The organism is Sphaerospermopsis sp. FACHB-1194 (genome assembly GCF_014696235.1).
In the GTDB taxonomy this organism is placed as follows: domain Bacteria; phylum Cyanobacteriota; class Cyanobacteriia; order Cyanobacteriales; family Nostocaceae; genus Sphaerospermopsis; species Sphaerospermopsis kisseleviana.
On sequence record NZ_JACJPU010000008.1, the window covers coordinates 32978 to 47340 of the forward strand.

A 14363-nucleotide genomic window follows, 5' to 3' on the forward strand; every position below is an offset into this window, starting at 1 on the left:
CGCACTAGAGAGATTGTGCGTCAGTCCTGTAAAATAAAGTCAGTTCAATTCACCTCACTTTTACTTCTGACTCCTGACTTCTGACTCCTGACTCCTGCTGTAATGAGGTAATTATGGAAAAAACAATTACTATTACTTTCACACCAGAAGGAAATTTAGAACTTCCTCCAGAAATTCGAGAACAATTTGTTAATGGTGAAAAATATGCAGTTAGCTTCACAGAAGATGGTATTTTCTTTAAAAAAGCTCCTAAAATAGATTGGCAGGAATTAAGAAAGAGAAGAGAAGCAGTAAATGATCCTAACCCATTAACAACAGAAGAAATTTGTGAAGTTGTGCGAGAAGTTCGCAGGGGAAATATTCAATTAAACTAAGATAAATTACGCAATCTTATGACTAAAGTAGAATTTACCATTCCCATCCATGCAGTTACAGATACTATCAGACAAGAAGCAGAGATTAAAGCTAAGGAAGCTTATGTGATGACGCTGCTGAAACATGGAGAAATTAGCAGTGGTAAAGCAGGTCAATTATTAGGAATATCTCGATTAGATGTGATTGAATTAATGTCTCAATATGAGATATCTATTTTTGATGATAGTATGAGTTTAGAGGAATTTCAGGCAGAAGTAAATCAGGCAAAAATGAAATATTAACTAATAGCAAAGTTTGTATATTGTCTGATTTGAGGATGACGAAAACCAAGCACAATATCCTGTGTAGGAACACCTGCTGCTATAAAATCATTAGCAATACCTTCTTCTGTATCATCATATTGAATCCAAATTTTATGATCAATCAAATCTACATGAATAGGTGTGGTATGTAGATATTAATCATCATTCCAACCAATATCTAATACTAGATAAAGTCCATGTTCATCATCAAATAAAACTTGGGAGTTATAACCATCAGGTATAGAAGCACGATATTCGGCGATTTCTGTTAATATGCTTTTGATGATGTCTTGATATTTTAATTTTGTATCCATAAGTAATTGACTATTCATTCATATAATTCTTGATCTATATTTTGCGCTAAGCTCCCATTTTCTACTACTCCAATAAACTCAGCTAGTGGATCATTTATGATATTTTTTTCACTGGGTAAAGGAATATTATCACCCGCTTCATAAGCTGTTTCAATCCATAATTCCCGCGCTTCATTGATATTTGTTATTATCTCTTCTAGGGTTTCTCCTTGAGTGAGACATCCGGGTAAGTCTTTGATTTCTGCTACATATCCACCTTGTTCTGCGTCAGGGTAAAGAGTGACAGAATATTTAAGGTTTAAATAGTATTCTAAAGATTGTTTTACAAATTTCATTAATTTACTTATGAAAAATGATATTATATGAGGAGCATTTCTTGAAATTCAGCTTTGCGCGACCAGTATGCTACATTAGACACTTGTTCTAGAAGAGTAATATTTTCAAGTTTCCAAATGTCTATAGTATCGTCAAATAATGAAATAAATTTGTAATTTCTTTCTTGAAGGTAGCTAAGGTCTGACCAAACAGTAAAAACATTATCAGCCCTACTATTACCTGCTGTCACACTTGCTGTACTTAGTACATCAATTAATGATGTGTGTTGGCGATATTCGGTGCAAAAATCTACTTTTCGGGAACGCCCAGAACGTCCTGCAAATTTCTTATTTTGTTCAAAAGGTATTTGTTTGTCTGTTAAAAATTCTGCGACTTCTTCTAGAATTGACTCAAAAGCTCTAGTCTTAAATGTAAACCAAATATCAGAAATTCTAAATGCTGCTTGCGATAAAGTTGTGACAGCAGAAGCTAAGTTTTCATTTCCTTGTATCCTAATTATTAACATTCCTTTGTATTTTTCAACACCATGAGTTAATAGTGTATCTTGAATTAGCGTTTCTTGCTTTTCTGACCTTTTCTCAGATATAGTTTGCATCCGTAGCCAGCGTAAAGTTTCACCTAAATCTGTCAAGATATATTGACCCTTTTTTTCCTTTAGATATATATCAATAACGTCACCATCAGGATAAAGTAATGGGGTACGTATACGGATATAGTCGTTGACCGTTGAACAGGTAAACAACTCTCCAATCGTTCTGGCAATTTCTTGACAAGGGGTTAACATTAAAGGAATAAATCTAGCTGTAATGGCGGTGGATCTTGCATAATTCCATTATGCTTTATTTTTGACTCTAGACAAAACTGTTGCCATACTTTGACTGGATCAGTGACAGGAGCAGTTATATCCGGTGGAACATAAGCTTCTTTATCTCGATACGACTCTTTCCAGCGATGCTTGTGTTTTTCTCCTACTAGGTTTCCATGAGGATTTTTATGATCTTGTCCTAAATCCAAAGCATATATTCTACCAGCAGCCCGATGGATGAGTGCGTAGGTCAGTTTTTCTGTTAGCGGGTTATAACTACCTTTAATAAAAATGGGATAACCAGGATTTGAGGTAAGCTCAACACGAAATTCTACGGTAGGAGAATGGTCTTCATCTTCAATCCATAAAATATCACCATCAATTTGTTTTGTTGTATCATTTATAAATTCCTCAAATTCTGCTTGAGTCAACATCAGTAGCTGAAAAACACAACATAAGTTATTGTGTCATATAAAACACTAAAAAACCTAGTTAACTCCAAATGCGATCGCTATTTTGATTACATTCTCAGCTTAATAAAATTAGTTTAAAATTCCAATATTGGCAATTTTAGGTATAAAAACTAGATTATGGCAAATCCAGAGCATTTAGCAATACTGAAGCAAGGGATAGGGGTTTGGAATAAGTGGATAGAGGAAAATCAGGATGTAATACCTGACCTAAGTAGTGCTGACCTTTGTCAAGCTAACCTGAGAGATGCTGACCTGAGAGACGCTAACCTGAGAGATGCTAACCTGAGAGACGCTAACCTATGTCAAGCTACACTAAGTAACGCAGACCTAAGTAACGCAGACCTAGTTAATGCCAACCTAATAAGGGCTAAGGTGCAATATGCTGACCTAAGTGGGGCTAATCTGAGTGGGGCTGATCTGAGAGGTGCTAGATTAGATACTTCCGACCTAAGTAGGGCTAATCTGAGTGGGGCTAATCTGGGTGGGGCTAATTTAGCCAATTCTCAAGTAATTGGTACAAATTTTGATAATGCAACTTTAACAGGTTGTTCTATCAAAGATTGGCTAATTAGCAGTAAAACAAACTTAGATAAAGTAATTTGCGAATATGTTTATCTTAGTAATACTTCATTCTATAGACAAACACAAAAACGACCCATAAATGGTAATTATGCACCTGGAGAATTTGCCAGTTTATATAAAAAGATTATAGAAACTACAGATTTAATTTTAAGCAAAACTACCGAAATTGAGAATACTGTTAATAAGCCAGAAAAAAATATTGATGTAGATAATACTTCTAATAACCAAGGAGTTAAATTTTATTCAAACTCAACAATTCACACTTGGGAAAACCTACGTTTCCGCTCAAAAACAGAAATCAAAATTGCTGAAGCATTAGACAGAACTGGAGTTTTATTTGTCCCCAACTCATTAGCAAGACTCACCACATCCAAAGGTAGAGAAAATAAAGAAGCTGATTTTCTTATTTGTTATAACGGTAAATGGGGAGTTTTAGAAGTTGATGGACAATTTCACACCGCAGAACGCAGAGTAGAAGAACAAGAAAGAGAACGCATTTTCAAGAAAAACGGTATCAAAGTTGTAGAAAGATTTGATGCCCAAAGATGTTATAACAATCCTGATGAAGTAGTGCAGGAATTTTTCAAGATGATAGAAATTGGATATTCTTAATACTTCCTTCTTCCTTCTTCTCTTCTTCCTTCGTGTCCTTCGTGCCTTCGTGGTTCAATAAAATAAGATCATAAAATAAGATCCCCGACTTCTGAGATTAATTGACAATTTATTGACAAGTTGAAAAAAGAAGTCGGGGATCTGGGTCTGGCGATATATGGTAAAATCAAATAACAAAACAACACACCAAACATGGCAACAAAAATCCCCGTTACAGTCATCACAGGCTTTTTAGGAAGCGGTAAAACCAGCCTCATCCGTCACCTACTGCAAAACAACGAAGGACGACGCATAGCAGTATTAGTTAACGAATTTGGCGAACTTGGAATAGATGGAGAATTATTAAAATCCTGCCAAATTTGCCCCGAAGATGAAATACAAGAAAATCCAGAAAATACTAATATATTTGAACTGACAAACGGCTGTTTATGCTGCACCGTGCAAGAGGAATTTTACCCCACAATGCGGGAATTAATCAAACGCCGTGATAGTATTGATTGTATTGTTATTGAAACCTCTGGTTTAGCATTACCAAAACCCTTAGTTAAAGCCTTTCGTTGGCAAGAAATCCGCAATGCTGCTACAGTAGATGCAGTAATTACAGTGGTAGATTGTGCTGCTGTTGCTGCGGGAACTTTTGCAAGTGATTTAGAAGCGATCGCCGCACAAAGACAAGAAGATGATAGTCTAGAACATGAAACACCGTTACAAGAATTGTTTGAAGATCAGCTTGCTTGTGCAGATTTAGTGATTTTGAATAAAACCGATTTAGTTGATGATCAGCAAAAATCCCAAGTAGTAGAATTAGTCAAAAATGAATTACCTAGAGAAGTGAAAATAGTTTCTAGTGATTATGGTAAACTTGACCCATCTATATTATTAGGATTTGAATCCGCAGTTGAAGATAATTTAGATTCTCGTCCTAGTCATCACGACACAGAAGAAGACCATGATCACGATGATGAAATAAATTCAACTCACGTCATTTTAAATCGTACCTTTGACCCGGAAAAACTGCAAGAAACATTAAAGAAACTTGCAGAACAACAAGAAATTTACAGAATTAAAGGATTTGTCGCAGTTGCTAATAAACCCATGCGGTTAGTGATGCAAGGTGTAGGAACAAGATTTGAAAAATTTTATGATCGTCCTTGGAAACCAGAAGAAGCAAAACAAACCCGTTTAGTTTTTATCGGTCGTGATTTACAATCATCAGAAATAGAATCTCAATTAGTAGCTTTGTAAGATATAGAAGGATTCAGGAGTCAGGAGTCAGGAAATCAAGGAGTCTGTAGGTTTTTAATCACCCATTCCCAATTCCCAATTCCCAATTCCCAATTCCCAATTCCCAATTCCCAATTCCCAATTCCCCATTCCCCATTCCCCATTCCCTAATATATGAATATCACCGATTTATTCAATATCGCCAATTTGTTTGTTTTACCCTTTTGGGCTGTAATGATTTTGTTACCTAACTGGAAAGTCACCCGCAAGGTAATGGAATCTTATCTACCTTTTGTGGTTTTAGCCGCTGCTTATGTGTATTTATTTGTCAGTAGTATTACCCCAGAAAATGCTGCTGCTTTATCAAATCCTCAGTTAGCAGATATAGCCAAATTTTTTGCAGATGAAAAAGCTGCTGCTACAGGTTGGATTCATTTTCTGGTGATGGATTTATTTGTAGGAAGATGGATTTATTGGGAAGGTCAAAAAACCGGAGTTTGGACAATTCACTCTTTAGCTTTGTGTTTATTTGCAGGTCCAATGGGTGTACTTTCTCATATTTTCACAGCTTGGATTTTTAAAGCTTTTTCTAAAGGTGAAAGTGTGACAGTAGAAGAAAAAGCTGCTGTTAATTAGATGCAAAATTGAGAATTGATAAAAATGTAGGGGTTTAGCATTGCTAAACCCCTACAATATCTACCATGATATTTAATTCTACTATGCAGCGTGCGCTGTTTGGTAATTAGCATCTAACCAACAACGTGGTAATTTTTCCCCTGATGGGAAAACCAAATCTTCCTTTTGATAGGTGTCTGTTTCCTGTTCTTCTTGTCCTTCTTGATCTTTAGCGTGTACAATCTCACTATTAGGATCAATTAATTCTTGAAAATCAACAATTTTGACTAAATCCCGACTATTTTTGATTTGTAAAAACATACCAAAAATCCTCCTTTAATTATGTTATTTAGTATTGAAGGATGTGTGAATTTACAACCGATAATAACGTCAATTAACAGGTAAATCAAGTCAATTTTACTTCTGACTCCTGTACGGGCGAAGTAGGGGCGAAGTAGGGGCGAAGCATTCGGAAAATAACCTGTGATAAAAATTGATAATTTATCGGCCGAATGCTTCGCCCTTACAGGAAAATAACCTGTGATAAAAATTGATAATTTATCGGCCGAATGCTTCGCCATTACAGGAAAATAACCTGTGATAAAAATTGATAATTTATCGGCCGAATGCTTCGCCATTAAGACTCCTGACTCCTGACTCCTGAATAACTTAAACTTCCCGTTGATATTTTTCCAATATATCAACCAAGCTTACTTGACATTGCAGCGGCAATAAATCAATCAAAGGTAGTTCTTTTCTCCCACCACCAATTTTCACAGGGATGGATGCTAATAATTGTAAAACTCTGTCTTCATTGACATTTCTATCAACAATTAAAGGATATAATTTTTCAGCAACGACGGTATGAAGTTTGGCATCAGATAGGTAAAGATGCCATTTAGCAATATCTATATAGACATTTTCGCCTATTTCTGCTGCTAGGGCTTCTAGTATTTCTGTGGTAGGAGTTGTAGCCATAAAATAACCTCATTACAAAACAAGGGCGCAGATTTTTAGTTGATTTCAGCTTATTTCATATTATGGCGCAATTAGCTAGACTGTATCTACTACCATCGGTGACAACGCCCCAGCATTAGCAGTCAGTCTTCAGGTTGATGAGGGTGGAGTTTCTGAGTAATTAGCGATCGCACTAATATAAATGAAATGCAGCAATATTACCCCTACCCAACCTAGAGTTAATGGTGTCAACCATTCCCAGGATGTAGATTTCAAGATGTGGAAAAACCACAACCCAGAATTAACAGTAGCAGCAACAGCTACATGAAAAGCAAAATTCATCCGATCATCTAACTTACGGAACTCTGGATCTTTACGATCTGGTTTGCGTGGCCAACGAGGAGGCATAAATAATTAATATTTGTGAATTTGTGAATTTGTTACAGATGTTAACACATTCTCGTTATTATTGGTGACTGGTGATTGGGTACTGGTGACTGGTGACTGGTGACTGGGTAATCTATGTTATTTTTTCCAATTAGCAATTAGCAATTACCAATTACCCAATCCAAAATTTAAAATCCAAAATCTAAAATTGCTGATAATTTCCAGATTTTCCACCTGTCTTACTGACTAAACTAATAGATTCAATTTGAATCGACTTTTCCAGAGCTTTAGCCATATCATATAAGGTAAGAGCAGCAACAGAAACCGCTGTTAAAGCTTCCATTTCTACACCAGTTTCCGCCTTGGTTTTGACTGTGGCATAAATTTGATAACCGGGTAGTTGTGCATCTGGTGTGATATCAACAGTAATCTTTTGCAAAGGTAAGGGATGACAAAGGGGAATTAAATTAGCTGTTTGTTTAGCAGCCATAATACCCGCTAACCTAGCAGTTGCCACAACATCCCCTTTAGGAGTATTCCCCGCTTCAATAGCTGCTAACGTTTCTGGGAGCATTCGCACTTTAGCAGTAGCCACAGCTTCCCGCACAGTGGCGACTTTCCCAGACACATCAACCATTTGCGCCTCTCCCTGGGGGGTGAGATGAGAAAGTTGAGAAATATTTTGAGAATTATGGGAAGAATTTGAAAAAACCTCTTGCGTCATTTGGGAAGTGTGTGTTATTATAAGATTCATTGGTTAAGGGCGTGTAGCTCAGTGGACTAGAGCACGTGGCTACGGACCACGGTGTCGGGGGTTCGAATCCCTCCTCGCCCGTTAAATAACAATCATCGCACAAACTCGGTAAGTGGGTTTGTGCAATTTTTTTAGGTGACTAGTGATTGGTGACTGGGGAATAGGTTTCAATAATGGACAATTAACAATGAACAATTGACAATTACTTCTCCGTTCAAGGAAGAGGATTGAGAAAGCGGAATTTTTGGCTTTTTCCCCATGAAAGAGGAGGTTTTAAACCGTATGGCTAACGCTCACGGCGGAAGCCTTGAATGAAACAATTATCAATTGTCAATTATCAATTATCAATTGATAACTACACCCTGCTTTTTAAAGCATAGGCATCTTCACCACGGCCAAGGGCAAAGCGGAAAGATTTGGTAACACTTTTACTCGACTGTGTAATAAAAATCAGCACAGCCAGTAAAGTTAAGCCCATAGCAAAACCAAACATACTGCGATAGCCGATTTGTTGGGCAATAGAACCTACAACTGGACCGGCTATAGCTAGTCCTACATCAAATCCCATTAAAGACACGCCAAAAATTCGCCCTCTTTCATGGGGTAAGGCTCTATCTGTCATCATTGCAGAAATCATGGGAATAGCAGTTCCAGAAGCCGCACCTTCAACAACTGCACCTATTAAAAATGTTAAGGCGCTGTTTGCTTGCCAAATAAATAACAGTGCCATAGTAAAAGAAATCAAACTCAAAGTAACAAATAAACCGCGTCCATATTTGTCAGAAGCCCGCCCTGCAAATAATCTGACACTAAAACTGGATATGGCAGCGGCGGTAAAAAACAACCCTGCATTTAAATCTACTCCTGTTGATTTCACGTACAAGGCAATAAAGGTATGTATTGTCCCTAACGATAAACCAATCAGTAACAAAACTATAGCAGGTACACGGACGCGGGGACTGGTAATAAGTTGCCAAAATTTATCTTCTGTAAAGTCTTTAGGTTTTTCAATCACAGGTGGATTAACAACGGGTAAAAGACAGAGTAAGCCCAAAAAACCTAAAGTTGTAGATGCGATAAATAAAGGTGTGTAGCCTACTGTGGCTTGTAAATATCCCCCTAAAGCTGGACCTAGTGCCATACCGATGGGATTAACTAAACTCATATAACCAATGATTTCGCCCCGACGGTGTTCTGGTGCTAAGTCTCCCACTAAGGCAATAAAACCAGTACCAAAGGCAGCAATACTGATACCATGAAAGGCACGAATTACCATTAATAAGGGTAGTGATTTTACTGCTAAATACCCCAAAGGTGCGATCGCTGCTACTGCCAACCCAATCAGTAACACAATTTTTCTACCCTGACGGTCTGCTAAAATCCCCAATTGGGGACGAAATACCAACATCCCGATGGCAAAACAGCCCATGACAATGCCAATTTGTTGTTTTGTTGCCCCTAGAGATTCTATATATAAAGGTAATGTTGGCAACAAAGAAGCTAAAGCCGACCAGAATAATAAACCTGCTGCAAATAATATTAGTAGGTTGCGCCGCAAATTAGCGTCAATAGTCTCAAAATTTTTCACGGCAGATGCAATGTAATATTTAGTAATTTTATATTTCTATTGTTACGTTACTTAACATTTTTTGCCACTACTTCCCGCACTCGATATATTGGCCTTCCCTGAGATTCGTGGTAAGTACGCATTAATAATTCTGCTAACAAACCAAAGCAGAATAACTGTACACCAGTAACTAACAATAAAACCGCTAAAATTAATAAAGGACGATTACCAATATCTGCACCAAAAGCCAGTTTCAGGAAAGTTAAATAAATTCCTAGTCCGCCACCTGTAACCATTGACAACAAGCCAAACAACCCAAAAACGTGCATAGGACGGGTGAGGAATTTTTTCATAAAAAGAATTGTTAATAAATCCATCAACACCCGAAAAGTCCGAGAAATGCCATATTTACTTTTACCAAAGCGTCGCGCATGATGACGCACAGGCATTTCGGTGATTCTTGCCCCTTCTATATAAGCTAAAGCTGGTAAAAATCGGTGTAGTTCTCCGTAAAGGTTCATATCTGCAACTAATTCTGCACGATAGGCTTTGAGAGAACAACCATAGTCGTGAATATAGACGCTAGTGGTACGACGAATTAACCAATTAGCAATTTTTGAAGGAAGTAACCGATTTATTGCCCCATCTTGACGATTTTTGCGCCAACCACTCACCAAATCATAACCCTCATCTAATTTTGCTAATAACATGGGGATATCAGCCGGATCATTTTGTAAATCAGCATCTAAGGTAATAATTGCTTTACCCGTAGCATAATTAAAACCCGCAGACATAGCCGCAGTCTGACCGTAATTACGCCGCAAAATCACCGCTTTTAAATCAGTGCGAATTTGTGCTTGTTCCTTGAGAAATTCTGGTGAACCATCCGTAGAACCATCATCTACACAGATAATTTCATAACTTAACTCACTAGCTGTTAAAGTTGTAGAAATGGATTCTAGTAATAAAGGCAAACTTTCTACTTCATCCTTAATCGGTACAACTACGGATACATCAGGTAATTGGGGATGGGTGATAGGTGATGGGTGATGGGTGATGGGTAGTTGGTAATTGGTCATTGCTGATAGGCGATCGCTGATGGTTGATTTTAACAAAAAATTGGGTTTATCTCGTTCCCAGTCCAATCTTGCGTAAGTCCTATAAATAATTATCAATTGTCAATTATCAATTATCAATTGACTAACATAGCTTTTCACAACTCTACCAGCACCCCGTAATTGTTTATAGTATGACTGACTAACTTTATCTCCTTGTTCCGAAAGTTGATCAATTCCTATTCCATTGTGTCCTTGTTCTTTTCCTGAACTGTGAATATAATAACCATCACCTAAATATAAACCTACATGAGTTGCTTTTTGCGGAGTTCCAAAAAAGATTAAATCCCCTGGTTCGATATCATTAATATTAATCGGTTGGGTAAAAGCTTCTTGTTGATAAGCGTCTCTTGGCAACCACACACCCACAGATACAAAAGCAGCTTGCATTAAACCAGAACAATCATAATTGGGTCCTACTGTTCCACCCCACAAATAATAATTATTTTGCTGCATTGCTTGTTGAGTAAATTCAATTACCTCTGGGAGTAGTTTTTTAATTTCTGATTCAGTAAAAAATGCAGGTTCGTAGGGTGTGGTAGCAGGTTGTAATAATGACAAATCATTAACAGCAACCCATCCCGGATAATCATCTTCGCATAAACAAACTTGAACTGCTGTATCTTGATGATTTGATGTAATGCGTAAATTGCGACCAGCAGCAGCTTGAGTTGCTAACCGGACGCATTCAGGAGCATCATATAAATTGAGGTCAGCTAGACATTGATATTCGTTTGTTGGGGAATGGGGAATTAGTAAATTTAAATTTAAAGACATATTTTTGTCAGAATCAGGACACCTTTCGGGAAGTCAAAAGTCAAAAGTCAGAATTTTGTGATCAGAATCAGGATTTAAAGGATTATATCATGTTTGGTTTTAAAAAGAGTATTCTATTTGTAGATTAGAGTAAGTGGATAAACCCAACATTCCGAGAATTTAATCAAATTTATGTAATTGGCCATTCAGGAATGATCTGATCAATTTCTGTCATAATCTTTAATGTTTCTGTTAAAGCAACTACTATTTTTTGATAATGCAGAATATCATCAAAGGATAAACTTCTATTCGCTTTTTTGCGGTATTTTAACCCACTTGTGATGACTACCTTTCTGTGACACTAATTCAAACCCGTAATTTTTTAAGATAGTTTCAACTTCATCTGCATTCATTCTGCGGATACGAGTCATGTTACTAAAACCTCTCGCATGACTGCTCCTGGTTTTAATGTAATTGTGTCAGGTTCTAGATAAAGTGCGATCGCTTGACGAATATTTTCTAAAGCTTCTGCTTCTGTTTCACCTGCGGAAACACAACCAGGTAATTCTGGACACCAAACCGCCCAATCTCCGGTTTCATGATCGGGTTCTAAAATAACACGCCATTTCATATTTTTTCCTTCTGGGAATATTTAATCATAAAACAAATAGCGACTCCCTGCTGAATATCAAATACAGAAATTATGATAAAACTTGATCGTTAGCTCACCTCAAACAGAGAACGTGATAGTTTTTAACCGCATTTTACCATCAACATACCAGCGAAATTCTAGGTAATTTGTTAAAATAAAATTTGCCCCAATATGGGATTCTCGATATCGTTCTAATTGTTCTGTTTTTTCAATGTTTGCTAAATCTACACCTACATCTTTCGCTTCTACATAGCCTATTAATAAATCTCGTTTTCTGATGGTGAAATCAGGAATACCGGCTTTATTACCTTTTTCTTCTATGGTGGCTTCAATTTGTGCTGATGGTTGATCAAGTAAGCTTTTTAAAGCAGGGTAATGGGTGCGTTCACTACAACGTTGTAAGTTTTTTTGTAGGGATTGTAAATAATTTTCAAAGTTCATTATAAAATTCATTATAAAATTCATTTTTTTGATTTTGATAGATGGATAATTTATTGTTGTTAGCGAATTTTAAGCGAAAAAAGGGCAAAGGTAAACTTGTAACCTTTACCCGGAATTTAGACTTTATTTTTTCACCTCTGTTAACCAAGTTTCTAAATCAGCTAAACTGGTAAAATCTAACAATGCTTCGCTCAAATCTTCTAGTACAGATAACGGTAAATCAAAAATTTCAGCACGTCTTTCTGCTGATAATTCTCCAAACCGCTTAGTCAAAAGTCGGATCACTAAATTAATTGTTGCTTGTTCTGCACCTTCTTCTCTTCCTTCTTCTTTTATGTCTCGATAAAGTCTAGTTTCTTTGAGGGTTATTCCTAACATAGCTTCAGCCTCGCTACGGGTTAAGTTTTCAAATTTGTACGAGATGATCGTGGTGATCATTTCTATTATGACTTGATTTGATGGTGTTGGTATTTCTTGTTTAGTTCTTGTTAACAAATACCTTGCTGCTGCTGGTGCTTGACTTTCTTCTAAGGTTGTCAGTACCATCAATCCTACCCATACAGGTAATTGCTGAATATCTCCCAATTCATCTAAATATATACGATGAACTTGTTCACCATTCAATAGTGTACGATGAGGGTAAATATCGCTTTGTTCTGTGTTACGAGATGGGTAAATTATTACTGCTTGCCAATCACTAAATCTATCACGGTTGCGATAGAAATATAATGCAGATTCAGCAAATACTCTTTCATAGAGTTTTTCATCTTTCTGAAATTGCACCTCGCAGAAATAAACAGCACCCGGATTTTCGGTTTCAGGTGGTAAAAATACACCATCAATTTCAAATTTCGGTTCTTTGACTGCTACAGAATCAAATATATATTCGTCTGCATTTGCAGGTGGATTGTCTAAAAGCTGAAATAACAGCGATGGATATTGTTAAAAGAGTTTATAAAAAATGGAATCACGCCGCATGAATTATAATTTGTTGCACATAATAATTAGTATACAATTAATGTTAGAATAAATAAAGAAATTCACATTTTGATATTTTCAAGGAATTATTCGCAAATGGTTTTCTTCAATCACAACGAACAACTAGAAAATCTCGGTAATGAAATCTTAGAATCTACTTTTTCTAATTTTCCTAATTTAAACCGTGATCAAATTGCTTTAACTTGGGTTGTTTATGATCCTCCAATTCCTGTAAATACTGGTGGCGCTTTGACTCCTGACGCTTTTTGGGGTCATGGTGTGAGAGGTTTTAATTATCGTGGTGGAGAACGTATTTATCCTGCAAGTGTTGTCAAATTATTCTATTTAGTTGCTGTTCATGAATGGTTAGAAAAAGGCATGACTAACACCTCTAAGGAATTAGAACGGGCGTTAAGTGATATGATTATTGAATCCAGCAATGATGCTACCAGTTTAATAGTTGATATTCTCAGCGGTACTACTTCAGGACCAGAATTACCTATAGGACCTTTTGAAACTTGGAAATATCAACGCCAAATTATTAACCGTTATTATCAATCTTTGGGTTGGGAAGAAATGACAAATATTAATGTTTGTCAAAAAACTTGGGGTGATGGTCCTTTTGGTAGAGAAAGGGCGTTTTATGGGGAAATGTTTGAAAATAGAAATATGTTAACAACTAATGCCACTGCCAGGTTATTACATAGTATCGTGGGAGGGGTGGCGGTTTCCAGTGGGCGATCGCAACAAATGATGTCTTTACTCAAACGCAGTCTTAACCCTGATGAGTTACCCCAAGATGTGGAAGAAGACCAAGTTACAGGCTTTTTAGGCGGTGGTTTACCCCAAAATAGTCAAATCTGGTCAAAAGCCGGTTGGACAAGTTCTGTGCGCCATGATGCGGCTTATATTGAATTACCAGAACAGCGTCCTTATTTGTTAATAGTATTTACCGAAGGAAAAGCACAAGCTAAGAGTCGGGAAATTTTACCTTTTGTTTCAGGAAAAATTGCCGAAGCAGTTAGCAATTTATAAACATGAAATACATGGTGCGTTAAATGTTCTTAACGCACTCTAATAGATGAGTGATATTATCAGATGTTGTGTGTGAAAATATC

21 protein-coding genes, 1 tRNA gene and 1 pseudogene are annotated in these 14363 nt (G+C 36.8%); 7 read left to right on the forward strand and 16 right to left on the reverse strand.

Going from position 1 to position 14363, the window contains the following annotated elements:
• The first annotated feature begins 113 nt into the window (after positions 1–113).
• Together H6F45_RS06820 and H6F45_RS06825 are read left to right on the forward strand one after the other, a co-directional pair.
• Positions 114–374, forward strand: a complete 261-nt coding sequence (locus H6F45_RS06820; protein ID WP_137667643.1) for a hypothetical protein — start codon at positions 114–116, stop codon at positions 372–374.
• A gap of 18 nt (positions 375–392) precedes the next feature.
• Complete coding sequence (locus H6F45_RS06825) at positions 393–656, forward strand: UPF0175 family protein (protein ID WP_137667642.1); 264 nt, start codon at positions 393–395, stop codon at positions 654–656.
• Here H6F45_RS06825 and H6F45_RS26415 read toward each other — a convergent pair.
• From H6F45_RS26415 to H6F45_RS06845, 4 genes and pseudogenes are all read right to left on the reverse strand, one after another.
• Positions 653–1009 (reverse strand): annotated as a pseudogene (locus tag H6F45_RS26415) (XisI protein). The gene H6F45_RS06825 and the pseudogene H6F45_RS26415 sit on opposite strands and share 4 nt — an antisense overlap.
• Positions 1006–1326: a type II toxin-antitoxin system HicB family antitoxin gene (locus H6F45_RS06835; protein ID WP_137667641.1), complete on the reverse strand. Its 321-nt coding sequence runs from the start codon at positions 1324–1326 to the stop codon at positions 1006–1008. Before H6F45_RS06835 ends, H6F45_RS26415 begins: the two are co-directional and overlap by 4 nt.
• Positions 1327–1349: 23 nt before the next feature.
• Positions 1350–2111, reverse strand: coding sequence for a DUF1828 domain-containing protein (locus H6F45_RS06840; protein ID WP_137667640.1), 762 nt, complete (start codon positions 2109–2111; stop codon positions 1350–1352).
• On the reverse strand, positions 2111–2566 hold the full coding sequence (locus tag H6F45_RS06845) for a hypothetical protein (RefSeq protein ID WP_190346826.1): 456 nt from the start codon (positions 2564–2566) through the stop codon (positions 2111–2113). The genes H6F45_RS06840 and H6F45_RS06845 overlap by 1 nt, the downstream gene beginning before the upstream one ends.
• A 156-nt stretch (positions 2567–2722) precedes the next feature.
• On the opposite strand from H6F45_RS06845, the gene H6F45_RS26420 reads away from it, so the two are divergent.
• From H6F45_RS26420 to H6F45_RS06865, 3 genes are all read left to right on the forward strand, one after another.
• Entirely contained in the window at positions 2723–3799 is a 1077-nt protein-coding gene (locus tag H6F45_RS26420) for a pentapeptide repeat-containing protein (RefSeq protein WP_242052563.1), read from the forward strand.
• A 192-nt stretch (positions 3800–3991) separates the two neighbouring features.
• Positions 3992–5044: a cobalamin biosynthesis protein CobW gene (gene cobW, locus H6F45_RS06860; RefSeq protein ID WP_190346827.1), complete on the forward strand. Its 1053-nt coding sequence runs from the start codon at positions 3992–3994 to the stop codon at positions 5042–5044.
• A gap of 153 nt (positions 5045–5197) precedes the next feature.
• On the forward strand, positions 5198–5659 hold the full coding sequence (locus tag H6F45_RS06865; RefSeq protein WP_190346828.1) for an ABA4-like family protein: 462 nt from the start codon (positions 5198–5200) through the stop codon (positions 5657–5659).
• A gap of 81 nt (positions 5660–5740) precedes the next feature.
• On the opposite strand, the gene H6F45_RS06870 is transcribed toward H6F45_RS06865, so the two are convergent.
• The 5 genes from H6F45_RS06870 to moaC form a co-directional block, all read right to left on the reverse strand.
• Positions 5741–5959: an acetyltransferase gene (locus H6F45_RS06870; RefSeq protein WP_096570654.1), complete on the reverse strand. Its 219-nt coding sequence runs from the start codon at positions 5957–5959 to the stop codon at positions 5741–5743.
• Positions 5926–6342 carry a hypothetical protein gene (locus H6F45_RS06875; protein ID WP_190346829.1) on the reverse strand — a complete coding sequence of 139 codons (417 nt, stop codon included), beginning with the start codon at positions 6340–6342 and terminating at the stop codon, positions 5926–5928. The genes H6F45_RS06870 and H6F45_RS06875 overlap by 34 nt, the downstream gene beginning before the upstream one ends.
• Complete coding sequence (locus H6F45_RS06880) at positions 6308–6616, reverse strand: DUF3181 family protein (RefSeq protein WP_096570650.1); 309 nt, start codon at positions 6614–6616, stop codon at positions 6308–6310. Before H6F45_RS06880 ends, H6F45_RS06875 begins: the two co-directional genes overlap by 35 nt.
• A 129-nt stretch (positions 6617–6745) precedes the next feature.
• Positions 6746–7003: a hypothetical protein gene (locus tag H6F45_RS06885; protein ID WP_096570648.1), complete on the reverse strand. Its 258-nt coding sequence runs from the start codon at positions 7001–7003 to the stop codon at positions 6746–6748.
• Between the two features lie 181 nt (positions 7004–7184).
• Entirely contained in the window at positions 7185–7706 is a 522-nt protein-coding gene (gene moaC, locus H6F45_RS06890) for a cyclic pyranopterin monophosphate synthase MoaC (protein ID WP_096570646.1), read from the reverse strand.
• 37 nt (positions 7707–7743) lie between these two features.
• Here moaC and H6F45_RS06895 point away from each other — a divergent pair.
• Positions 7744–7817, forward strand: a tRNA-Arg gene (locus tag H6F45_RS06895).
• Between the two features lie 274 nt (positions 7818–8091).
• Here the strand turns inward: H6F45_RS06895 and H6F45_RS06900 are convergent.
• The 7 genes from H6F45_RS06900 to H6F45_RS06930 all read right to left on the reverse strand — a co-directional run bounded on the left by H6F45_RS06900 (position 8092) and on the right by H6F45_RS06930 (position 13197).
• Positions 8092–9324: an MFS transporter gene (locus tag H6F45_RS06900; protein WP_137667636.1), complete on the reverse strand. Its 1233-nt coding sequence runs from the start codon at positions 9322–9324 to the stop codon at positions 8092–8094.
• Positions 9325–9371: 47 nt separating this feature from the next.
• Positions 9372–10382, reverse strand: coding sequence for a glycosyltransferase family 2 protein (locus tag H6F45_RS06905; protein ID WP_096572779.1), 1011 nt, complete (start codon positions 10380–10382; stop codon positions 9372–9374).
• Between the two features lie 99 nt (positions 10383–10481).
• Positions 10482–11195, reverse strand: coding sequence for a C40 family peptidase (locus H6F45_RS06910; protein ID WP_096570642.1), 714 nt, complete (start codon positions 11193–11195; stop codon positions 10482–10484).
• Between the two features lie 284 nt (positions 11196–11479).
• Positions 11480–11605 (reverse strand): type II toxin-antitoxin system HicA family toxin, encoded by a 126-nt coding sequence (locus H6F45_RS06915; RefSeq protein WP_190346830.1) that lies wholly within the window; start codon positions 11603–11605, stop codon positions 11480–11482.
• On the reverse strand, positions 11602–11805 hold the full coding sequence (locus H6F45_RS06920; protein ID WP_190346831.1) for a type II toxin-antitoxin system HicB family antitoxin: 204 nt from the start codon (positions 11803–11805) through the stop codon (positions 11602–11604). The genes H6F45_RS06915 and H6F45_RS06920 overlap by 4 nt, the downstream gene beginning before the upstream one ends.
• A gap of 99 nt (positions 11806–11904) precedes the next feature.
• The gene (locus H6F45_RS06925) at positions 11905–12267 is read right to left on the reverse strand and encodes a hypothetical protein (RefSeq protein ID WP_199291088.1); all 363 of its coding nucleotides are present in this window, start codon (positions 12265–12267) and stop codon (positions 11905–11907) included.
• Positions 12268–12390: 123 nt separating this feature from the next.
• Positions 12391–13197: an Rpn family recombination-promoting nuclease/putative transposase gene (locus H6F45_RS06930; RefSeq protein ID WP_242027349.1), complete on the reverse strand. Its 807-nt coding sequence runs from the start codon at positions 13195–13197 to the stop codon at positions 12391–12393.
• A 144-nt stretch (positions 13198–13341) separates the two neighbouring features.
• Here H6F45_RS06930 and H6F45_RS06935 point away from each other — a divergent pair, with 144 nt between their 5' ends.
• Positions 13342–14280 carry a serine hydrolase gene (locus H6F45_RS06935; protein ID WP_096570635.1) on the forward strand — a complete coding sequence of 313 codons (939 nt, stop codon included), beginning with the start codon at positions 13342–13344 and terminating at the stop codon, positions 14278–14280.
• Positions 14281–14363: the final 83 nt, after the last annotated feature.

Coding starts and splice junctions, on each gene's coding strand:
- H6F45_RS06820 (WP_137667643.1), top strand. CDS start 114: ATGGAAAAAACAATTACTATTACTTTCACACCAGAAGGAAATTTAGAA.
- H6F45_RS06825 (WP_137667642.1), top strand. CDS start 393: ATGACTAAAGTAGAATTTACCATTCCCATCCATGCAGTTACAGATACT.
- H6F45_RS06835 (WP_137667641.1), bottom strand. CDS start 1,326: ATGAAATTTGTAAAACAATCTTTAGAATACTATTTAAACCTTAAATAT.
- H6F45_RS06840 (WP_137667640.1), bottom strand. CDS start 2,111: ATGTTAACCCCTTGTCAAGAAATTGCCAGAACGATTGGAGAGTTGTTT.
- H6F45_RS06845 (WP_190346826.1), bottom strand. CDS start 2,566: ATGTTGACTCAAGCAGAATTTGAGGAATTTATAAATGATACAACAAAA.
- H6F45_RS26420 (WP_242052563.1), top strand. CDS start 2,723: ATGGCAAATCCAGAGCATTTAGCAATACTGAAGCAAGGGATAGGGGTT.
- cobW (WP_190346827.1), top strand. CDS start 3,992: ATGGCAACAAAAATCCCCGTTACAGTCATCACAGGCTTTTTAGGAAGC.
- H6F45_RS06865 (WP_190346828.1), top strand. CDS start 5,198: ATGAATATCACCGATTTATTCAATATCGCCAATTTGTTTGTTTTACCC.
- H6F45_RS06870 (WP_096570654.1), bottom strand. CDS start 5,959: ATGTTTTTACAAATCAAAAATAGTCGGGATTTAGTCAAAATTGTTGAT.
- H6F45_RS06880 (WP_096570650.1), bottom strand. CDS start 6,616: ATGGCTACAACTCCTACCACAGAAATACTAGAAGCCCTAGCAGCAGAA.
- H6F45_RS06885 (WP_096570648.1), bottom strand. CDS start 7,003: ATGCCTCCTCGTTGGCCACGCAAACCAGATCGTAAAGATCCAGAGTTC.
- moaC (WP_096570646.1), bottom strand. CDS start 7,706: ATGACGCAAGAGGTTTTTTCAAATTCTTCCCATAATTCTCAAAATATT.
- H6F45_RS06905 (WP_096572779.1), bottom strand. CDS start 10,382: ATGACCAATTACCAACTACCCATCACCCATCACCCATCACCTATCACC.
- H6F45_RS06910 (WP_096570642.1), bottom strand. CDS start 11,195: ATGTCTTTAAATTTAAATTTACTAATTCCCCATTCCCCAACAAACGAA.
- H6F45_RS06915 (WP_190346830.1), bottom strand. CDS start 11,605: ATGACTCGTATCCGCAGAATGAATGCAGATGAAGTTGAAACTATCTTA.
- H6F45_RS06920 (WP_190346831.1), bottom strand. CDS start 11,805: ATGAAATGGCGTGTTATTTTAGAACCCGATCATGAAACCGGAGATTGG.
- H6F45_RS06925 (WP_199291088.1), bottom strand. CDS start 12,267: ATGAACTTTGAAAATTATTTACAATCCCTACAAAAAAACTTACAACGT.
- H6F45_RS06935 (WP_096570635.1), top strand. CDS start 13,342: ATGGTTTTCTTCAATCACAACGAACAACTAGAAAATCTCGGTAATGAA.